Raw genomic sequence first — 16,927 nt, 5'->3', positions numbered from 1 at the left:
GTTAATTGGATACAACAAATTGGTGTTTGTCATCAGTCTGAGGGCGATTTCTCGCCCTGTGGTTGGTGTGTTATCGGTTATGCGGTTTTAATAGTTGGGATAAGCTCAATATTCATTGCATCTAGAATTTTTCGAACCTTGGCTTACTGCTTGAAAGCGTTTGATATAGGCTTTCTCTGACAATACCTGATTTTTTAGCTATTTCATTCATTCCTTTAGCTCTTGCCACGGTGTTTAGGGCTTGGATAAATTCCTCATCTGTGCCATCTTTCAAGGTTTCGGCAAGGTATAAAGCGATCAACTCATCGCTTTCTAAGTATTCTGCTGCATCAAATCGGGTAATGCCTAATTCTGCTTTATCTTCTGCGGTAAGTGGTTTATTCATTGCTTCCTCCGTTTTGTGTTGCTTGCTGTTGGTAGTCAGCCCATATTGTTTGAGCTTTCTCTATAAGCGAACAAAAAAAGAAGATATTTGATTGATTTTCTTGATGTTTTTTACTGTTGCGAACGTATAAAAACTTTGAGATGGTCCCCCTACCGTAACAGATCATTTTAATAAGATCTTACATTACAAGGGTTCAACAAAATTTAAACTTCTAAATAGTTACATCATTTGATACATAAGATCGCTTTTAAATTCATAATCGCTAAAAAATAAAGAGTATTCAACAAGTTCAACACTGAAGAAATAATTTGATAAAAATCAAGATTATTATTTACTAATGAGAGATAAAGAAGGGTTAATTTTTAGCCCTGTTGGAAAGGTTAAAAAACAATCTCAAAATTTAAAATGAAAAAATAAAATTAAATTTTTATTTTTTTTGAATTTTAATCACTTGCTCACTTGCTCACTAAATGCTTGATTTTAAAAGGGTTTTAGAAGTGTTTAACTTTTTCAAGTGATAACAAGTTAAACACTTGAGAAAAAAAGAAGGTAAATTTATAGATTTTAGGTGAAAAAATAGCCTGCATTTCTGCAAGCTATCAAATAAAAATTTCAGTTATTTAGCCATTCATTTTCTATTTCTTCAGGGTTGTTGAAATAGAAGTTTGTGCGGTTCTTGCCGTCGATCTTGCTAATTTTTAGCGGTGGGTGCATTCGTTTCTTTTTAGAGGCTCTTTCTATTGCTCCTTTAAACCTGTTTTTACTGATTGGCTTGTTAATATCGTTGATTTTACAGTATAGATCATAAGCTGAAAGTAAATACTCTTTAAAAGAGTGATTTATATTTACTTGCTTTGGTCTGCCTAAAAATAAGCCTCTCGCAAAGGCTTCTTCTTTGGTGTGGAAAGCGTTTAAAAAATCAAGTAGATGATCGGTTTCTTCCTTAACTTGCATTGCTTCCTTGCTCTCTTTCTGTTCTTCTAATAAGTTTAAAGCGGTGATCGGGTTTTTAAAGGTTTCAAGCAGTAAGTTTATAATGCCGTTTAGCTCATCTTGTATTTTGTTTATTAAGTAATAATCTCTTTTTTCTTTTGGTACAACATTATCAAATTTAAAAATTATTCTTCGTCTATCTACGCCCCCGTTATTCTCTGTAAAAATCATTGGCTCGTTGCCTGTGATGATGAAAACGGCTCTTACTCGGTCATCAAACGGATCTTTATACTTCGGGTTAAAGCTAATAATATCTTGCCCTGTTATGCTTTTCAGTTCTTCGCCTTCGCCTATATATTTCTTTTGGTCGGGGCATATTACGAGGGTTTTATTTAATAGACTGCAACGCAAAGTAGGATTTTCTAAGTTTTTTAATGAAGTGCTTGCGGTGTTCTCTTTGCCTGCTAATAGCTCGGCTATTGCGGTGAATGTGCTTTTACCGCTTCCCCCTTCGCCTATAATCTCTAGAAATAGCTGCCATTCATAACGATTTGTAAGCACAAAATAAAGTGCTGATAAAATTCGCATTCTCTTGTTTGGGTTATTCTCGCTAACAAAATCAAGCCATTTATTAAAATTAGGCGTTATTTGTCGCTCGCTTGAATAATCAACATTAATAAAAGAAGTTAAATAATTCTCTTGGCTATGAGGTGAAAATTCCCCTGTTCGCTTGTTTAATACGCCATTTTTAAAGGGTAATAATTCGGGGTTAGTTGGCATCATTAAAGGTACAAATTCACTTGATGAAGGAATACACTTCATTACATTTTTAAGCTGTGCATCGCCGAATTTTAAATAGCCTTTAGAAATAAAAAACTCATTTATTAAGCGTGAGATCATTTCATCGCTTAAAAGCTCCCATTTTATGCCCGTAAATGTGTAAATTGCGTTCCCTTGTTGTGGGTTAAAAGCAAAGGTATATTTACCCCATTCTAAAAACTCTATTAAACGCTCTTTAGGGCTAAGTTTCTCAAAGGCTTTTAAATAGTCCGCTTGCTTCTCCCATTCGCTTTTGTTTTTATTGGCTATGATTTTATCCGTTGCCATTTTTGCAAGTTGCTGGGTGCTTTCGTCAGTGCGTAGGCGGTGAATATAGTCGCTTACGTCTTCGATTGTCTGCCCTAAATTATCGGCAAAAATCACTGTTTCAAGCGGTGAGTTTTGGGCGATATTTTGCAAAAGGGCGGTTTTCTGCATCTCGCTCAATTCTCCAACCTGACAAAAACGGATCATTGTTTGGCTTTGGGTTAAATTAAGCTGGTTTACTTGGTTTAATTGGTCTTTACCAATAACAAGCGGTAGGTTTTTAGGGTCTTTGCCTGTGGCTTGGCATAAGAGTAGCCATTCTTGCCCGTTCGCTCGTTTTTCTTGTTTGTTGTAGCTCAATGCCCACCACGCTTGCGAACCTATCAAGCAAAAAATTTCCGTAAATTTATCAGTGGGCTGTTTATCAAAAAAAGGGGCGTTAATCATCTCTATCAATCCTTAATTTTGTAAATAATATTGATGAACGGGCGAATTTATCGCCCGTATTTTTTGCTCGTTAGCGGTGTTTTCTTCTCGCTATTTTCTGGCGTTTGCGTGCCTGTTTAGCCGTTTTATTGGCTCGGTGCTTTTTCCCTTGCTGTTGCTGGTAGCGTTGAAAATCGGCGAAAGATTGCATCTGCTCAAATGGGCTAAAATTGCCAAATTGAGCTTGGAATGTTGCTTCATCGCTTGCAAAAAATTCGATTTCTGTGCCGTCTGGTAAATTTATGCGGTGTGTTAGCATTGTTCGCCCCCTTGTTCGCGTTGTTCTAACTGTTTTTTCATATACGCATTTATTTCACTTTCCATAAAAAAGGTTAGTGAGCCTTGTTTGATTTTCTTCGGAAAATCAGGGATATAGCAGCCCGAATCAGGACGCAACCAACGATCAATCGTTGCACGGCTTACGCCAAAACGCTCAATCACTTCTTGAATGCTGATAAATTTAAAATCAGGCTTTGGCATTGCTTGAAATTGGCTTGTTTGTAGTGAGCTAGTGGCGTTTAATCGCTTATCTAACTCTTCTACTATTAAGGTTCTTAATTCGTCTTTAAAGGCTTTAACAAGGTTCTCTATTAGCTTTTGCATACATCGCCCCCTTTCAAAATATCACGCTCAAAACGGCTAAATTGCTCTTCTATGTGGCGATTGTAGGCTTTGTGTAGCTCTATCATTGCTTCAATGCCTGCGTTCAAGGCTTGCCAGCTTGGGGCCTGCTCTCTGATACAGTCGTAAATAAAAGGGATTGAGCGAGAGATCTCAAGGTTTACGCCAAAAAAGAAAAATCTTTCTTGGTCGGTGAATTCTCTTTCTTCGGTTTGCTCTATTACGGTTAGGCTTTCATATCCGCAAGCATCATCAAGGGCTGGGATTGGTTTATGATAGCCTTGGCGTTCTGTTTGGTTTTCTGTTTGTGTTTGGTTATGCATAGAACGCCCCCGTTTTTTCTATAAAATCTGTTTCTTGAAATGGTCTTACGCTAAAAGAAAACTGCGTAAAAAGTGTTTGATGCTCGGCTTTTAGCTCTTCGGCTGTTGCTTTACTGCCTACGCCTACAATGATTTCGCCTTGTGTTTTATGGTTTAGCACAGTTAGGTAAAGTTCTTTTACCGTTGCTTGCATTACAAAAACTGAAACTTCTTCTATTTTTTCGGCTAATGCTTTTGCGAAATTGTGGGCTTTTTGCTCTGTTCTAAATAGAGAAATATGATTTACTAGCGGTTTATTTTTCTCGAGTAAAACGGCGGTGGCTACTAAATAGTGTTTACTCATCTTTCCCCCCTTGCATTGTTTGGCGTAGTTCGTGCGTGGTTGCAGTGTTTTTCATTGATGAATAAACACAATCAAGCATTTTTTGGGCTAATTTGTCGTTACCCTTGCTCATCATCTCTTCACAAAATTGCATATCGTCTAAAAGGCTTTCTAGCTCGGCTTTTAGGGTTTGGATTTCTTGGGATAGATTACGCATAAACGCCCCCTTGTGTTGCTTGAGTGGTGTAAGCGGTTGGATTTAGTCGGACTTTTGCAACTGGGCGATTAAGCTCTAGGCGGTAGTCTGCTGTGAGTTGTAGGCGTGCGTCTGTTTCGCTGTGGGCGATAACTCGGACGGTTTGCGGGGTGTAGGTGTCTGTGTTGCGTAGCACACAAGAAAAAGTATAAGCAAATAATTGTTTCATTGCTGATAGCTCCTGATGTAAATTGATTGGGGCTATCGCTAACATTTTCCACAATGTAGGGCGATAGCGTGTAACGGGGTGGAAAACTGCAACATCAGGTTTACAGTCAAGGGCTAAGCCTTGCCCGCTACACGCTACCATAGAGAAACACGCTAAAATATAGCGTTCTTTTGGTGTGCGTGAGCAACGAATAAAAAAAGCACGATTTTGTGGCGTGCTATTATTCGCCTGATGTTCGTTCGAGTTTCCACACTCGGCTCTCGATTTTGCGAAAGCGTGGCAAGCATACGGCGAATTGTTTCGGGTTGTCAATAACAATCTGAAAATTTGTTGCATTTTAGCAGAAAATAGGCTAGATTGTTTCTGTTTTTGAAATAAAGTTTTCATAGTTTCTTTAATCCTTAAATTTGAGTAAATAATACTGATTTAAAACCGCTTGCAAGGCTCTCAATTTTGCAAGCGTTTTTTTTTATGGTGCATCTACGCTTCTCAAATAAAAAATGCAGGGTAATAACTCGCTAGATTTTGCGTAGATGCACTTAATTAGCTAATAAATTGCATTATTTGCCCTTTGCGTTGGCTTATTGCTTCAAGGCTAAAATAAATTCGGCAAGTGAGGGCAGTTTCCAAAATAGCAAAGCTAATCCTCCGCCTATTCCTACCGATGTTAGAAAGAATTTAATGCCTTTGTATAGCTCCATTCTTGCTGCATCTGCTCCTTGTTCGCTCATAGTTCCCCCTAGTTTGAAGTGTGTAATTAGTTTGATGAAGAATTTCATTGCCTTGCCACCGCTTGCCGTCTTTCTTTACGCTCTAGCGGTGTTAGTGCTTTGGGATAGTTTCTTCGCTGTGGAATAAATCGGGCTGTTCTTTGCCTGCTCTAAATTGGGCTATTCTCTCATCGTTAGTAAGTGGGCGTTTGCCGTCTTCTTGTATTTGCTCCTTCTCGGTTTTGCTCCAGCGTTCCGCCTCGTTGCAATCAATAAATAAGGCTCGTTTGATGTTGGTGAGCTGTCCGACAAAATCGGCTTGCAATGTGCCACAATTTTGGCAATAAATTCTTGCCTGTACAGTTAAGAGCGTGGGGCGTTCGCTGGTTCTGATGTTGCATTTACCACCGCAAAACGGACATTTGATTTCTAGTGCCATTAGTTGATCTCCTGTTGTGTTAGCCATTTGTTTACGTCTTCGGCTTTCCAGCGAGTGCATCTATTTTTTTGAATAAATGGCTTTGGGAATTTGCCTTTTTTTAATAAGTCGTAAATAGTCGTTTTTGAAAGGTTGAGCAGTGCTATCAAGTCTTTAATGCTAAGTAGCTGTGGTGATGGTGCGGTTTGCTCCATAATCTCCCCTTGTTTTGTTGAATTAGGTTTTTATACGTTCGCAAGCTGTAAAATTTGTTTGCTTGCGTTCGTTTGGTTCGCAGGGTGATTTTGGGGTAGGTGGTTAAGTTTGGAAATTGTAAAAAAAATTGAGAATGGAAAAATTTTTACCATTCTCAAGCTATTGTTTTTTAAGGTTTTACTATTATCACTTTGGAAATTTCGATAGTCTTTCCTTTCTCATCTGGAAATTCTATTCCCATTTTATCTAGTATGTTTGTGTAGGTTCGTTCACTCTGTAATTTTAGCCCTTTCATTTTGGGATCATTACTGATTTTACTTAAAACGGCTTTTACTATGGTGTTTTTGCCTGCGGTTGGAAATTCTTTTCTAGTTGCTAAACAGCTCTCTATTACTAGTTTTTTGGTGTATTCTTTGCCATATTGAATAGGGTTTTTAGTTTCGTAACTTTCCATTCTTGGGGCTGTTTTTTCGATTGTTTTTTGTTCGTTTTCTTCTCTGTTCTCTTGTTCTTCCCAATCTAAAAAATACGGGGGTATGTTATCGGGCATATTTCCCTGTTCATCTGCAAATTCTGCAAAGCCTTGTAAATTGGCTCTAAAGTTATTTTTTACCCTTAAAAGGTCATCGTGAACAATGATTAAATCTTTGGCTGATATATAGAATTCATTTTCTACTTTCAATCTCAGAAAAATCCCTTTACCATTTAAGCCAATTATAGGCGGTGAAAGTAAATCTTGTTCTTTAATTCTTAATCCGTTATTTAATAGCTCAAATTCTTCACTAATTAAAGAAGAACCATTATATAAACATTCTATTTTTAATGCTAATAATCCATTTATTCCAAAAATTCGTTTATTGTATTTTTTGAAAAATGAATAAATAGCTCTGTCGTTTACTTCCCCATATTCACTAGTCATTTTTTCTATAAGGTTTTCAACGTATGGAATAAGCCATTTATCTAAATTATTATTTCTGTAATCTACCCCTTGAATAGCTAAATTACAACAATCATACATCATCTTTACATCATTATAATTTAGCTCTAATGTTGAATGAATATCTTCAAGCAATACATTATAACCATCACTAAGATCTACTCTATATTTACCATTGAATGAAATATAATTATTTATTTTATAATCAACGTGAATATAGGGTAAAAAAGCCCCTTTAAATAAAGCGTGAATAAGGTAATCTACTGATACTTTTGAGCCTGTTTCGTTGCTCAATCTTTCGCTTGCTTGTTCTAGGGTGTACCACTTGCGAGGCGGTAGGCTTGAGTTTGTTTTGTTGTTCATAGTTTTTCCCTTTTTTGTGTTGACTCTCGTGCTTTATTTTAGTGTTTTTGAGAACGCTAGGGAATAAAAAAGCCCCTTTTTGTTCGGGGCTTGGGTGGGTTAAAATCGCATTACAAACCCTGATTTTTTTTCTTGGTTTTCTTGCCTTGTGTGTAGTATCTTATTATTCTTTTGTTGTTCTTGATGATAAAGCCAACCTAAAATAAAACATTCATCTTTACTTAAATTCCCTTCATCTACATATTTCCGCATAACTTCTATTGCCTGATCGTCATTTTGGCATTTTTTCATTTTAGCAAATATTGGGATAAGTTTTTCTAGTGCATCGGGCATTTTTTATTCCTTGTTTTCGTTAATGGTGGCGTTTTCAATCAGTGCAACGGCTCGATAGTCTTCTATAATAAAATCTACGCTCATTGAGTTGTAAATTTCTAGCCTGTCTTTCGCTGGGTTTTGCTCTAAAAACTTTCTGATTGTGCCTGTGTGTACATAGAGCGAGATATTATCAAGGCTTGTAATTAAAAGGGCGTTGCTTGGGAAATAAGGGCAATAAATCGCTTTTAATCCGCCTATTGTTTTTTGTGCAATCATCATTTGATTGTTATCAGTAAGATCTAGGCTTGTAATGGCTAAATCTTCATCGCTAAAAATATCTCGCCCACAAATAGCGACTAAGTTCCCTTTGCTTTTGAATGGCTCTTCAATTTTCGCTAAAGCGGTTTTGATTAGTGCTTTTTTGCTTGTGTAGCTTTGCTCTTCGGCGATCACTTTATCTTGTGCATTCTCTCGAATGCGTTGTAGCCAGCCTTTTGTGGTATCTTCCCCTAGTTTGTGGGTTGTCGGGTCTGAAGTGCCTGCTTTCTGCTTGCCATTCCAGCCAGCAATCAATAACGCCGTTAAATGTTGCTGTTCTAAATAAGCATCTAACGCTTGATTAAAATCGACTTCTTCAAGCTGGGTAAATGCGTCTAATTTTGCATAGCTTATATAGGTGTCTAAATTCAGTTGGCTGCATTCAAATTCTTGAAAGGGGGCGATAAAGCTCGGGTTTACGCTTCTTTCTTGTTGGTCTGTGTTTGTGGTGCTTGGCATTGGGATATTTAAGCCTAAGCAATTCCCACGTTCTAGGCGTGATTTGAATATGTTGATTAAACCTAAAAAGCTATTATTTTTTATGTTGGTGAAGAAGTTATTTTCTAGTTCTTCATTTAGATTTATTATTTTTACTTCCCCATAATTATCTAAGCATAAAGAATTAGAAAAAGTTTCAAGGTATTTTTTAAATTTTTGTGATGTTAATAGTTCCATTTCTTTCCCCTTGTTATAAGTTATTTAATAATTTTCCAAAACCTTTTTCATTTTTATCAAATTTTTCTTTGTGAATTTGCCCCGGCGTTTTAAATGTAAAATTTCGTGTTGGGTCTGGAATCTGTAATTTTTCATCTATTTGATAATTTTCAGAAATAGATGATGATATTTTTGAAATAATATGCTTCATTACATATTCTTCTACTCCAATATAATCATCATTCCACGTGCTGCCCGTTGCTGTAAATTTCCCGCTATAATAAAAACGAGTGAAAAAATCATCAAGTACGCTTTTATTTTCCTCAAGCCATTTTTTAAAGTCTGCATCGATATTTTGTGCGAAAATAGCTTGCCGTGTAAAAATAACTTCCCCACGTTTAGAGCGAATAACTTCGGCTTGCTGATATATTTTCTCTTGTAAATCTTCTAATTTTGCTTGCTGGTATTCAATACGGGCTTTTAATCCTGTAGTTTGGTTGCGTATCTCTATATATTCGTCTTCGCTAAATTCCCCGCTTGCAATTAAGCCTTTTTCAGTTTTTGAAATTGCTTCTTGTAGCTCGTTTTTAAATGCTGATATGATTTTTTCTGTTTTTTCTTTCTCGGCTTTTAAATCGGTGAATTTTGCCGCTTCTTTCTCAAATTCTTCTTTCTTTTGTTTGAATTGTTGCTCTAGCTGGTTCATAGCTTGCCCCTATTGGTTGCGGTTTTTGTGAATTTGTTCGGCTATCCAGTGCTGAATTTCACTCTCTAGCCATACTTTGGAATTTGTTCCAATGCTGATATTTTGAGGAAAGTCGCCAGCGTTCATTTTTCGGTAAATTGTACTATCTGAAAGAGAAGTTAAGCGGCTGACTTCATCAATTCTTATAAATCGTTCTTTTTGGGTGGCCTTCTCCATTTGTGATTTGCTCCTAAAAAATTTCTCTTGCTTGCGGTGTCAAGCAGTTGCAAGCAATCTTACTAATTTATAAAAAATTGGCTATTTGTTCGGGTTGTGGTGGGATTTTTCACAATTTGGGGCGTTTTCGGCTGAATTTCGGGAATTTCAAGCGGTGGGATTTTGTGGATTTTTTGCCATTTTGGGGCGGTTCTCTCATTGCTATTTCAGCATCGAATAAAAAGGGCGGTTTTTGTTAATATAAATTTGCGTTTTTCTGCGTAAAAATGCGTAAAAAATGGTGTTTTAGCCAGTGAAAGCGAGATTATACGGGGCAAGGATTGGGGCTTTTTTTGCATTTGCGTAAATTCCGCTGTTTTTAGTGTGCGGGCGAGGCGAGGGTATGACAACGTTTATAGTTCGGGGCTTTGGTTTTGGCATTACTTAATAAGTTAATCACTTATTCTAAAGTTAATCACTTTTATATAGTTAATCACTTATATATTTTTCTTTATAAATCAATAAGATAATTATAAACAAAGTGATTAAGTGATTAAGTGATTAAAAATAAAGAAAATTATTTTTGAGAAAAAAGAAAGACAATAAAAAAGCGGTATTCCTACCGCTCCCATAATTATTTAGCCTTCTTGCATTGTTCTACAAAATCGCCCCAAGCCTGCATAATTGCACGCCGTCTTTCTAAATAGCTTCCTCTAAAATAAGCATTTCTAACGGTATCCGCTCCAACGTGTGCCAAACAAGCCTCAATAACAAACGGCTCTTCTGTAAAGCGTTCATTCAAATAAGTGCTTGCAATACTCCGCAAGCCGTGAGCGGTTAAAATTCCGCTATACTTGCCTCGCTCTATCCGTTTGATTGCATTATTTACTGTTTGGCTGTTGGTTGGTTTGCTTCGGTCATTACGTCCTGCAAAAACGTGCTTATAGTTTCCATTAAATAACCTTATTTCTTCTAAGATTTGCAAGGCTTGAGAAGATAAAGGTACACAATGCCCACGCTTTCCGCCTTTCATTCGCTCCGCTGGAATAGATAAAATCTTATTTTCCCAATCTATATCGCTCCACTGAACCGCTGATGCTTCAAAAGGGCGTAGCATTGTAACTAACTGCCATTCAATCAAAAGCTTAATTTGTGGCGTACGGTTGGATTTCTGCAACATCTGCATAAACTCCGCAAGCTCTTCAGGCTTTATAGTTGGCTGGTGTGTACTTGCAACGGTAGCAAATGCCTTTTTAATTGGTGTAACTGGATTATGTGGAATACGTCCGCATAGCATTGCATAATCTAAAATTTCTATTAAATTCCCCAAAGTTCTCTGCAATGTATCAGATTTTACTGTTTCCAAGTCTTGCAATTTTTCTATAGTATCCGTGATTGTGAATTGATTTAGCCTATAATCTACAAAACGAGGGAATAAATGATTTTCAAGGCGTTTTAGTGTTTTATTCTTCGTCTCCTCATTATATTTCCCCTTGCTTTGTTTCCAGTCGGCCCATTTATAGGCAAAATCAGAAAATAATTCATCTCTCTGTTCTTGCTCCCTCTTCTGTTGCTCGATGTATTCAAAGGGATCTATGTTTTTTAAAAGTAGGGTTTTGTGATGTCTTGCTATTTCTCTAGCTTCTGCTAGTCGCATAAAAGGGAAAGTGCCTAAAGTTTTCTTCTGCCTCTTTTTAGAAATTGGGTGAACATAGATAAAACGCCAAACTTTAGCGTTCTGTGGTGAAATAGACAGATAAAGATTATTCCCATCTGCTAGGGAATATTCTTTATCTTTAGGTTTTAGATTTTTGATTTTTAATTCATTAAGCGGTTTTACAGTTTTAGCCATAGCTTGCTCCTAAGTATTAAATAAGAATAAGCTTATTTGATGTAACTAATTAAAAAGCGACTTTTAAAAAGGTACATAGTTAGTTACATAAACAAGCGGACACAAGCGAACCTATAAGAACCTAAGCGAACAAAAAAAGAAGATATTTGATTGATTTTCTTGATGTTTTTTACTGTTGCGAACGTATAAAAACCTTAAAATGGTCCCCCCTACCGGACTTGAACCAGTGACCAAGCGATTATGAGTCGCCTGCTCTAACCGACTGAGCTAAGGGGGGATAGACGAAATGCAAAGCGGACGAGATTATAAAGATAAAGTTATTATAAATCTAGTTTTAGGTATTTACTTGCATAAAAAAACATCTAATAGGTGTGGGTTCGGATTAATTTCTATCCAAACCTACACGCTAGGTTTATAAATGTTTGCTGTTGTTATTGCTATCTCAAAAAAGCAGGAATTTTATTTTCGTATTCTGCAATTTTTTGTTCGTGTTGTAGTGTTAAGCCGATATTATCTAAGCCATTTAGTAAGCAATGGCGGCGGAAACTATCAATTTCAAAAGGATAGGTTTTTCCGTTAGCTACAACGGTTTGAGCTTCAAGATCGACAGTAATTTCAGCACCTTCATTCGCAACGACATACTTGAACAGCTCATCAACTTCTTCTTCGCTTAAACGGATAGGTAACATTTGATTATTTAAGCTATTACCATAGAAAATATCCGCGAAACTTGGTGCAATAATTGCTCGAATACCATAATCATCTAATGCCCAAGGTGCGTGTTCACGAGAAGAACCACAGCCAAAATTTTCACGAGCAAGTAAGATACTCGCGCCTTTATAACGTGGGTAGTTAAGCACAAAATCAGGGTTTGGTTGTTTGCCTTCATCGTCTAGAAAACGCCATTCGTGGAATAAATGAGCCCCAAAGCCGACACGAGTTACTTTTTGTAAGAATTGTTTTGGAATGATTGCATCAGTATCGACATTTGATGCATCAAGTGGTACAGCTAACCCTGTATGTTGTCTAAATTCTTTTGCCATTTTATCTGTCCTTTATCTTTTTATATTTAACAAGCGGTACTTTTTGTAAAATTTTTTGAAAATCTGCCCGCTTGTAACACTGATTTATTGAAGAATTAGTGAAGTTCAACTTTACGAATATCTACAAATTTACCGAATACAGCCGCAGCAGCTGCCATTGCTGGACTAACTAAGTGGGTACGTCCACCACGGCCTTGGCGACCTTCAAAGTTACGGTTACTGGTTGATGCACAACGCTCACCTGGTGCTAAACGGTCTTGGTTCATTGCTAGACACATTGAGCAACCTGGCTGACGCCATTCAAAACCTGCTTCAATAAAGATTTTATCCAACCCTTCTTTTTCTGCTTGTTCACGTACTAAACCTGAGCCAGGTACAACAAGTGCTTGTACTCCATTTGCAACTTTACGCCCTTTAGCTACCGCTGCGGCTGCTCGTAAATCTTCAATACGAGAGTTTGTACAGGAGCCAATAAATACTTTATCAATAGAAACATCAGTTAATTTGATACCGTGCGGTAAATCCATATAAGCAAGGGCTTTCTCTGCAGATTGACGCTCAATCGGATCGCTCATTTCAGCTGGGTTTGGAATCACATCGTTTACACCAATAACGTGTCCAGGGTTTGTTCCCCAAGTAATTTGGGGTTCAATTTCATTACCTTCTAAGGTTACAACGGTGTCAAATTCTGCCCCTTCATCTGTATGTAATGTTTTCCAGTAGGCAACAGCACTGTCCCAATCTTCACCTTTAGGGGCATTTGGCTTATCTTTTAAATAAGCAAAAGTGGTTTCATCAGGGGCGATTAAGCCTGATTTTGCACCTAATTCGATAGCCATATTACAAACGGTCATTCGTCCTTCCATTGATAAATCACGAATGGCTTCCCCACAGAATTCCACAACGTGTCCTGTACCACCTGCCATTGTTGTTTTACCGATAATCGCTAGGACAATATCTTTTGCTGTAATACCTTCTCGCACTTTACCTCGCACTTCAATTTTCATTTTTTTTGCACGAGCTTGTTTAACAGTTTGAGTTGCAAGAACGTGTTCTACTTCTGATGTACCGATACCAAATGCTAATGCACCGAAAGCACCGTGAGTTGCAGTATGAGAGTCTCCACAAACAATGGTCATTCCTGGTAAAGTTAAGCCTTGTTCAGGCCCCATAACGTGAACGATACCTTGATTGATGTGGTTAATATCATAGAGTTGAATACCGAATTGGTCTGTGTTCTTAGATAATTCAACCATTTGAATACGCCCCATTTCACCAGAGCCGCTTAAATCACGACTATCTGTTGGTACGTTGTGATCCATTGTTGCAACAGTTTTAGTTGGTTGACGAACTTCACGTCCCATTGCTCGTAAGCCATCGAATGCTTGTGGTGATGTTACTTCGTGGACTAAATGGCGGTTGATATAGAGTAGGGGCGTTTCACCTGGTGCTTCGTGAACAATATGGGCATCAAACAATTTTTCGTATAACGTTTTTTTCATAGCTTTTCCAACTCAATAGTAAAATGTGATTAAAACTAAACAAGCAATGTACAATTTGAAAACGGCATAACACAATTCAAGGGATAATAAACCAAGTATGTTATTTCCATTCTAGAATGGGAACGGAATGTAAAAATTCTCATAAAAGCAACCGCTTGTTGAATAGCAAGGAATATAACTGCTCTCAAAATGAAAGTAAAATGCTATTTTTATTCAAAATGGCTTTTTTTATCCTGTTTGATAAGCAATAAATAGATAAATTGTAGATATTTGTAGAATAAAATATTGTATTTGTGCGATTTAATAGAACCTTATCTAGTAGATAAGGTTCTTTATAGAAGATTAGATAGTCAAGGCTATTTATAAATTTGCTAGATTAACAGGAAAATCCTATCAATCAGTATTACGGCAAGCTAAAAAATAGTAGCAAATAAATGCAACAAAAGTGCAACTTGCCATCATATATAGCATTGGGCGTTCAGTGCTTAGTGGAATATGCGATAGCCCTGCTCCAATCAATGATGCAATACCAAAACGAGCTGTGCCTGCTACGGCATTTGCTGTTCCAGTCATTTGTGGGTAGCGATCTAAAATAGCTGCCGATGCGTTACTGCCGATAGTCGAAACCATTCCGACAAAAATAGCAACACCGACTGCCATTGACCACAAACCTAGTTGTAATGTGGCGGAAATAACCAACCAAATTCCAGCGATAAATTGTAATGTTAAACCAATGCGTAACATTTTTTCCGAACCGATTTTAGTGACTAAGCGTCCGTTAATAAAGGTCATCACAATCATCACCCCGATATTTAGCATAAAAAAGTAGCCGAAATATTCTGCTGAAACACCATATAAGCCGATATAAACAAGGGAACCTGATGTTAGAAAGCAGAACATTCCTGCAAAAGAAAGCCCACCAACTAAAACGTAACCGAGCGTTGCTTTATGTGAGATTAATGCTGCAAAATTTTTTAATACTTTAGCAAAATTTAGTGGCATTTTATTTTCAGCTTTTAAGGTTTCAGGCACGCCTATGGCAAATAGGCAGACACAGATAATTCCCATCGCCATTAGTAGATAGAAAATAGCGTGCCAATGGAACCAATGGGCGATATGTCCTCCCATAATCGGAGCAAGTAATGGGGCAACCATTGTAATAATCATAATGGTGGACATCATTCGTGCAAATTGGTTACGGTCAAACAGATCTCGCACTAATGCCCCTAGAACTACGGCAGGAGCTGCTCCAAATAAACCTTGAATTAAACGTAATAGATAAAAATTTTCAATATTGGCAACTTGGGTTAGAAAAAAAGAAGCGACAGCTCCGCCTGATAAACCTAATAAAATAATGGGTTTTCGTCCGAAACTATCTGCAATCGGCCCCCAAAAAAGTTGTCCTATGGCGAAACCAAAGGTAAAAATAGCTAAGGTTGTTTGGACTTTCTCTTGAGAAACATTGAGATCTTGTGCAATATCTAAAAACGATGGCAAATACATATCAATAGCAAGGGGAGGGAGCATTGAGAGTAAGCCTAAAATTACGACAAAAAAGCCGTTTGGTCTTGTTGTATTCATTAAAAACTCGCTATTTCTTGTTCAGTTAAAGCTCTAAATTCCCCTTCTTCAAGGGATTGATCTAAAACAACATTACCAATTCGCCAACGATGTAGAGCGACAACTTTATTTCCCAAAGCGGCAAACATTCGTTTAACTTGATGATAACGACCTTCGCTAATAGTCAAATTAGCATTGTAATCATCTAAAATTTCTAAGGTTGCAGGTTTGGTTAATGTTTTTTCACCGCGTAATAAAATTCCTGAAGCAAATTGTTCAGCATAGAATGGCTCAATTGGATCAGCTAATGTAACTAAATAGGTTTTTTCACAATGGTGTTTCGGTGATGTAATACGGTGCGACCATTGACCATCATCGGTTAAAAGAACTAGTCCAGTGGTATCGGCATCTAAACGTCCTGCACAATGTAATTTAGCAGTTAATGGGTAATCAAAAAATTGGAAGACTGTAGGATAATCTCCATCATCGTGGGAACAGACACAGTTTTGTGGTTTATACAGCATAAAATATTGCCCTTCATCTACCCACTCTAATGTTTCTCCATCAAAGCAAATTTCATCTTGTTCGCTAATTTTTAAAGCACTATTTTTTTCAATAATTCCATTAACGGTAACTTGTCCTGCTCTTAATGCTTTTGTTGCTTGGGAGCGAGTTAATCCTGTATTTTCTGCAATAAATTTATCTAAACGCATTTTTTATATTTCCTTGAATAAAAGGTGATATCCCAAATAAAAATAAGGTAATTGGTAGATTATAGACCTATTTTCTCTTTTTCGTTGTAAATTCCGTTGTAAATTTTTGCAAGCTCTTTGATGATTTGACTATATGCTTATATAATAGAAAATTATATCCCTCGTTCAAAATAGGCATTTTCGTGGAAATTGTTGTTAATTTTGCTATTTATTTACAGTTCTTTATCGGATTATTCGCTATCGTAAACCCGTTTGGTACTTTGCCGATCTTTTTCAGTATGACGGCACATCAATACGAAGCGGATCGTAATAGAACAAATTTGACTACCTCAATTTCTGTCGGTGTTATCCTATTAGTGAGCCTTTATTTCGGTAAGCTGATCTTAGATGTCTTCAGTATTTCGTTAAACTCTTTCCGTGTTGCAGGTGGCTTTTTGATTGTAAGCATTGCAATGACAATGATTAGCGGTAAATTAGGCGAGCATAAACAGAATAAAGAAGAACGAAATGAAGATGTTTCGGAGTATGAAAATTTGGGTGTTGTGCCATTAGCAATGCCAATTATGGCTGGGCCAGGGGCGATAGGTTCTACAATTGTTTGGGGGACTCGCTATCATTCGTGGGTAGATTATGCCGGCTTTAGTATTGCAATTATTCTATTTGCGGCTATTTGCTATATTTTATTCCGATTTTCTGCACCATTAGTCAAGCGTTTGGGAAAAACAGGTTCAAATGTCGTTACTCGTATTATGGGGCTAATTTTAATGGCGTTAGGCATTGAAATTATTGTCGCTGGATTAAGCAACTTATTCCCAGGGCTTACCTCAATTCACTAAAAAATAAT

22 protein-coding genes and 1 tRNA gene are annotated in these 16,927 nt (G+C 37.2%); 1 reads left to right on the top strand and 22 read right to left on the bottom strand.

Annotated elements, in window-relative coordinates:
• Window positions 1–121: 121 nt before the first annotated feature.
• The 22 genes from A1D25_RS10155 to rsuA all read right to left on the bottom strand — a co-directional run bounded on the left by A1D25_RS10155 (window position 122) and on the right by rsuA (window position 16,083).
• Window positions 122–385: an addiction module antidote protein gene (locus A1D25_RS10155; protein WP_240327154.1), complete on the bottom strand. Its 264-nt coding sequence runs from the start codon at window positions 383–385 to the stop codon at window positions 122–124.
• Between the two features lie 612 nt (window positions 386–997).
• On the bottom strand, window positions 998–2,851 hold the full coding sequence (locus tag A1D25_RS10150; RefSeq protein WP_157395558.1) for a DNA primase family protein: 1,854 nt from the start codon (window positions 2,849–2,851) through the stop codon (window positions 998–1,000).
• A gap of 70 nt (window positions 2,852–2,921) precedes the next feature.
• Window positions 2,922–3,149 carry a hypothetical protein gene (locus tag A1D25_RS10145; protein WP_157395557.1) on the bottom strand — a complete coding sequence of 76 codons (228 nt, stop codon included), beginning with the start codon at window positions 3,147–3,149 and terminating at the stop codon, window positions 2,922–2,924.
• Window positions 3,143–3,493: a helix-turn-helix transcriptional regulator gene (locus A1D25_RS11135; RefSeq protein WP_240327152.1), complete on the bottom strand. Its 351-nt coding sequence runs from the start codon at window positions 3,491–3,493 to the stop codon at window positions 3,143–3,145. The genes A1D25_RS10145 and A1D25_RS11135 overlap by 7 nt, the downstream gene beginning before the upstream one ends.
• Window positions 3,481–3,834, bottom strand: coding sequence for a hypothetical protein (locus A1D25_RS10135; protein WP_157395556.1), 354 nt, complete (start codon window positions 3,832–3,834; stop codon window positions 3,481–3,483). The genes A1D25_RS11135 and A1D25_RS10135 overlap by 13 nt, the downstream gene beginning before the upstream one ends.
• Window positions 3,827–4,177, bottom strand: a complete 351-nt coding sequence (locus A1D25_RS10130) for a hypothetical protein (protein WP_157395555.1) — start codon at window positions 4,175–4,177, stop codon at window positions 3,827–3,829. The genes A1D25_RS10135 and A1D25_RS10130 overlap by 8 nt, the downstream gene beginning before the upstream one ends.
• A complete protein-coding gene (locus tag A1D25_RS10125; protein ID WP_157395554.1) occupies window positions 4,170–4,373 on the bottom strand; it encodes a hypothetical protein in 204 nt (67 codons plus the stop codon). Before A1D25_RS10125 ends, A1D25_RS10130 begins: the two co-directional genes overlap by 8 nt.
• Window positions 4,366–4,968: a host cell division inhibitor Icd-like protein gene (locus tag A1D25_RS10120; protein ID WP_240327150.1), complete on the bottom strand. Its 603-nt coding sequence runs from the start codon at window positions 4,966–4,968 to the stop codon at window positions 4,366–4,368. Before A1D25_RS10120 ends, A1D25_RS10125 begins: the two co-directional genes overlap by 8 nt.
• A 194-nt stretch (window positions 4,969–5,162) precedes the next feature.
• On the bottom strand, window positions 5,163–5,312 hold the full coding sequence (locus A1D25_RS10950) for a hypothetical protein (RefSeq protein ID WP_162853282.1): 150 nt from the start codon (window positions 5,310–5,312) through the stop codon (window positions 5,163–5,165).
• Between the two features lie 91 nt (window positions 5,313–5,403).
• Complete coding sequence (locus A1D25_RS10115; RefSeq protein ID WP_157395553.1) at window positions 5,404–5,730, bottom strand: transcriptional regulator; 327 nt, start codon at window positions 5,728–5,730, stop codon at window positions 5,404–5,406.
• A complete protein-coding gene (locus A1D25_RS10110; RefSeq protein ID WP_157395552.1) occupies window positions 5,730–5,924 on the bottom strand; it encodes a helix-turn-helix transcriptional regulator in 195 nt (64 codons plus the stop codon). Before A1D25_RS10110 ends, A1D25_RS10115 begins: the two co-directional genes overlap by 1 nt.
• Window positions 5,925–6,094: 170 nt before the next feature.
• On the bottom strand, window positions 6,095–7,225 hold the full coding sequence (locus tag A1D25_RS10105) for a hypothetical protein (protein WP_157395551.1): 1,131 nt from the start codon (window positions 7,223–7,225) through the stop codon (window positions 6,095–6,097).
• A gap of 99 nt (window positions 7,226–7,324) precedes the next feature.
• Complete coding sequence (locus tag A1D25_RS10100) at window positions 7,325–7,558, bottom strand: hypothetical protein (protein ID WP_157395550.1); 234 nt, start codon at window positions 7,556–7,558, stop codon at window positions 7,325–7,327.
• A gap of 3 nt (window positions 7,559–7,561) precedes the next feature.
• Window positions 7,562–8,533, bottom strand: coding sequence for a P2 family phage major capsid protein (locus A1D25_RS10095; RefSeq protein ID WP_157395549.1), 972 nt, complete (start codon window positions 8,531–8,533; stop codon window positions 7,562–7,564).
• Between the two features lie 13 nt (window positions 8,534–8,546).
• Window positions 8,547–9,218 (bottom strand): hypothetical protein, encoded by a 672-nt coding sequence (locus A1D25_RS10090; protein WP_157395548.1) that lies wholly within the window; start codon window positions 9,216–9,218, stop codon window positions 8,547–8,549.
• A 9-nt stretch (window positions 9,219–9,227) separates the two neighbouring features.
• Window positions 9,228–9,434 carry a helix-turn-helix transcriptional regulator gene (locus A1D25_RS10085; RefSeq protein ID WP_157395547.1) on the bottom strand — a complete coding sequence of 69 codons (207 nt, stop codon included), beginning with the start codon at window positions 9,432–9,434 and terminating at the stop codon, window positions 9,228–9,230.
• A 613-nt stretch (window positions 9,435–10,047) separates the two neighbouring features.
• Window positions 10,048–11,265, bottom strand: coding sequence for a tyrosine-type recombinase/integrase (locus tag A1D25_RS10080; RefSeq protein WP_157395546.1), 1,218 nt, complete (start codon window positions 11,263–11,265; stop codon window positions 10,048–10,050).
• A 200-nt stretch (window positions 11,266–11,465) separates the two neighbouring features.
• A tRNA-Ile gene (locus A1D25_RS10075) sits at window positions 11,466–11,542 on the bottom strand.
• Window positions 11,543–11,702: 160 nt separating this feature from the next.
• A complete protein-coding gene (leuD, locus tag A1D25_RS10070) occupies window positions 11,703–12,308 on the bottom strand; it encodes a 3-isopropylmalate dehydratase small subunit (RefSeq protein ID WP_157395545.1) in 606 nt (201 codons plus the stop codon).
• A 95-nt stretch (window positions 12,309–12,403) separates the two neighbouring features.
• Window positions 12,404–13,810 (bottom strand): 3-isopropylmalate dehydratase large subunit, encoded by a 1,407-nt coding sequence (gene leuC / locus A1D25_RS10065; protein WP_157395544.1) that lies wholly within the window; start codon window positions 13,808–13,810, stop codon window positions 12,404–12,406.
• Window positions 13,811–14,203: 393 nt separating this feature from the next.
• Window positions 14,204–15,391, bottom strand: a complete 1,188-nt coding sequence (locus A1D25_RS10060; protein WP_157395543.1) for a Bcr/CflA family multidrug efflux MFS transporter — start codon at window positions 15,389–15,391, stop codon at window positions 14,204–14,206.
• Complete coding sequence (rsuA, locus tag A1D25_RS10055) at window positions 15,391–16,083, bottom strand: 16S rRNA pseudouridine(516) synthase RsuA (RefSeq protein ID WP_157395542.1); 693 nt, start codon at window positions 16,081–16,083, stop codon at window positions 15,391–15,393. The genes A1D25_RS10060 and rsuA overlap by 1 nt, the downstream gene beginning before the upstream one ends.
• 182 nt (window positions 16,084–16,265) lie before the next feature.
• Between rsuA and A1D25_RS10050 the strand changes: the two genes are divergently transcribed.
• Window positions 16,266–16,919 carry a YchE family NAAT transporter gene (locus A1D25_RS10050; RefSeq protein ID WP_157395541.1) on the top strand — a complete coding sequence of 218 codons (654 nt, stop codon included), beginning with the start codon at window positions 16,266–16,268 and terminating at the stop codon, window positions 16,917–16,919.
• The last annotated feature ends 8 nt before the right edge of the window (window positions 16,920–16,927 follow it).

Source organism: Ursidibacter arcticus, assembly GCF_009761375.1.
GTDB lineage: Bacteria > Pseudomonadota > Gammaproteobacteria > Enterobacterales > Pasteurellaceae > Ursidibacter > Ursidibacter arcticus.
The sequence above is the reverse complement of the archived record's forward strand: the minus strand, read 5'-3'. Positions and strand labels throughout refer to the sequence as shown.

Excerpts from the sequence above, each read along its gene's own strand:
- A1D25_RS10155 (WP_240327154.1), bottom strand. The coding sequence starts at position 385 with ATGAATAAACCACTTACCGCAGAAGATAAAGCAGAATTAGGCATTACC.
- A1D25_RS10150 (WP_157395558.1), bottom strand. The coding sequence starts at position 2,851 with ATGATTAACGCCCCTTTTTTTGATAAACAGCCCACTGATAAATTTACG.
- A1D25_RS10145 (WP_157395557.1), bottom strand. The coding sequence starts at position 3,149 with ATGCTAACACACCGCATAAATTTACCAGACGGCACAGAAATCGAATTT.
- A1D25_RS11135 (WP_240327152.1), bottom strand. The coding sequence starts at position 3,493 with ATGCAAAAGCTAATAGAGAACCTTGTTAAAGCCTTTAAAGACGAATTA.
- A1D25_RS10135 (WP_157395556.1), bottom strand. The coding sequence starts at position 3,834 with ATGCATAACCAAACACAAACAGAAAACCAAACAGAACGCCAAGGCTAT.
- A1D25_RS10130 (WP_157395555.1), bottom strand. The coding sequence starts at position 4,177 with ATGAGTAAACACTATTTAGTAGCCACCGCCGTTTTACTCGAGAAAAAT.
- A1D25_RS10125 (WP_157395554.1), bottom strand. The coding sequence starts at position 4,373 with ATGCGTAATCTATCCCAAGAAATCCAAACCCTAAAAGCCGAGCTAGAA.
- A1D25_RS10120 (WP_240327150.1), bottom strand. The coding sequence starts at position 4,968 with ATGAAAACTTTATTTCAAAAACAGAAACAATCTAGCCTATTTTCTGCT.
- A1D25_RS10950 (WP_162853282.1), bottom strand. The coding sequence starts at position 5,312 with ATGAGCGAACAAGGAGCAGATGCAGCAAGAATGGAGCTATACAAAGGC.
- A1D25_RS10115 (WP_157395553.1), bottom strand. The coding sequence starts at position 5,730 with ATGGCACTAGAAATCAAATGTCCGTTTTGCGGTGGTAAATGCAACATC.
- A1D25_RS10110 (WP_157395552.1), bottom strand. The coding sequence starts at position 5,924 with ATGGAGCAAACCGCACCATCACCACAGCTACTTAGCATTAAAGACTTG.
- A1D25_RS10105 (WP_157395551.1), bottom strand. The coding sequence starts at position 7,225 with ATGAACAACAAAACAAACTCAAGCCTACCGCCTCGCAAGTGGTACACC.
- A1D25_RS10100 (WP_157395550.1), bottom strand. The coding sequence starts at position 7,558 with ATGCCCGATGCACTAGAAAAACTTATCCCAATATTTGCTAAAATGAAA.
- A1D25_RS10095 (WP_157395549.1), bottom strand. The coding sequence starts at position 8,533 with ATGGAACTATTAACATCACAAAAATTTAAAAAATACCTTGAAACTTTT.
- A1D25_RS10090 (WP_157395548.1), bottom strand. The coding sequence starts at position 9,218 with ATGAACCAGCTAGAGCAACAATTCAAACAAAAGAAAGAAGAATTTGAG.
- A1D25_RS10085 (WP_157395547.1), bottom strand. The coding sequence starts at position 9,434 with ATGGAGAAGGCCACCCAAAAAGAACGATTTATAAGAATTGATGAAGTC.
- A1D25_RS10080 (WP_157395546.1), bottom strand. The coding sequence starts at position 11,265 with ATGGCTAAAACTGTAAAACCGCTTAATGAATTAAAAATCAAAAATCTA.
- leuD (WP_157395545.1), bottom strand. The coding sequence starts at position 12,308 with ATGGCAAAAGAATTTAGACAACATACAGGGTTAGCTGTACCACTTGAT.
- leuC (WP_157395544.1), bottom strand. The coding sequence starts at position 13,810 with ATGAAAAAAACGTTATACGAAAAATTGTTTGATGCCCATATTGTTCAC.
- A1D25_RS10060 (WP_157395543.1), bottom strand. The coding sequence starts at position 15,391 with ATGAATACAACAAGACCAAACGGCTTTTTTGTCGTAATTTTAGGCTTA.
- rsuA (WP_157395542.1), bottom strand. The coding sequence starts at position 16,083 with ATGCGTTTAGATAAATTTATTGCAGAAAATACAGGATTAACTCGCTCC.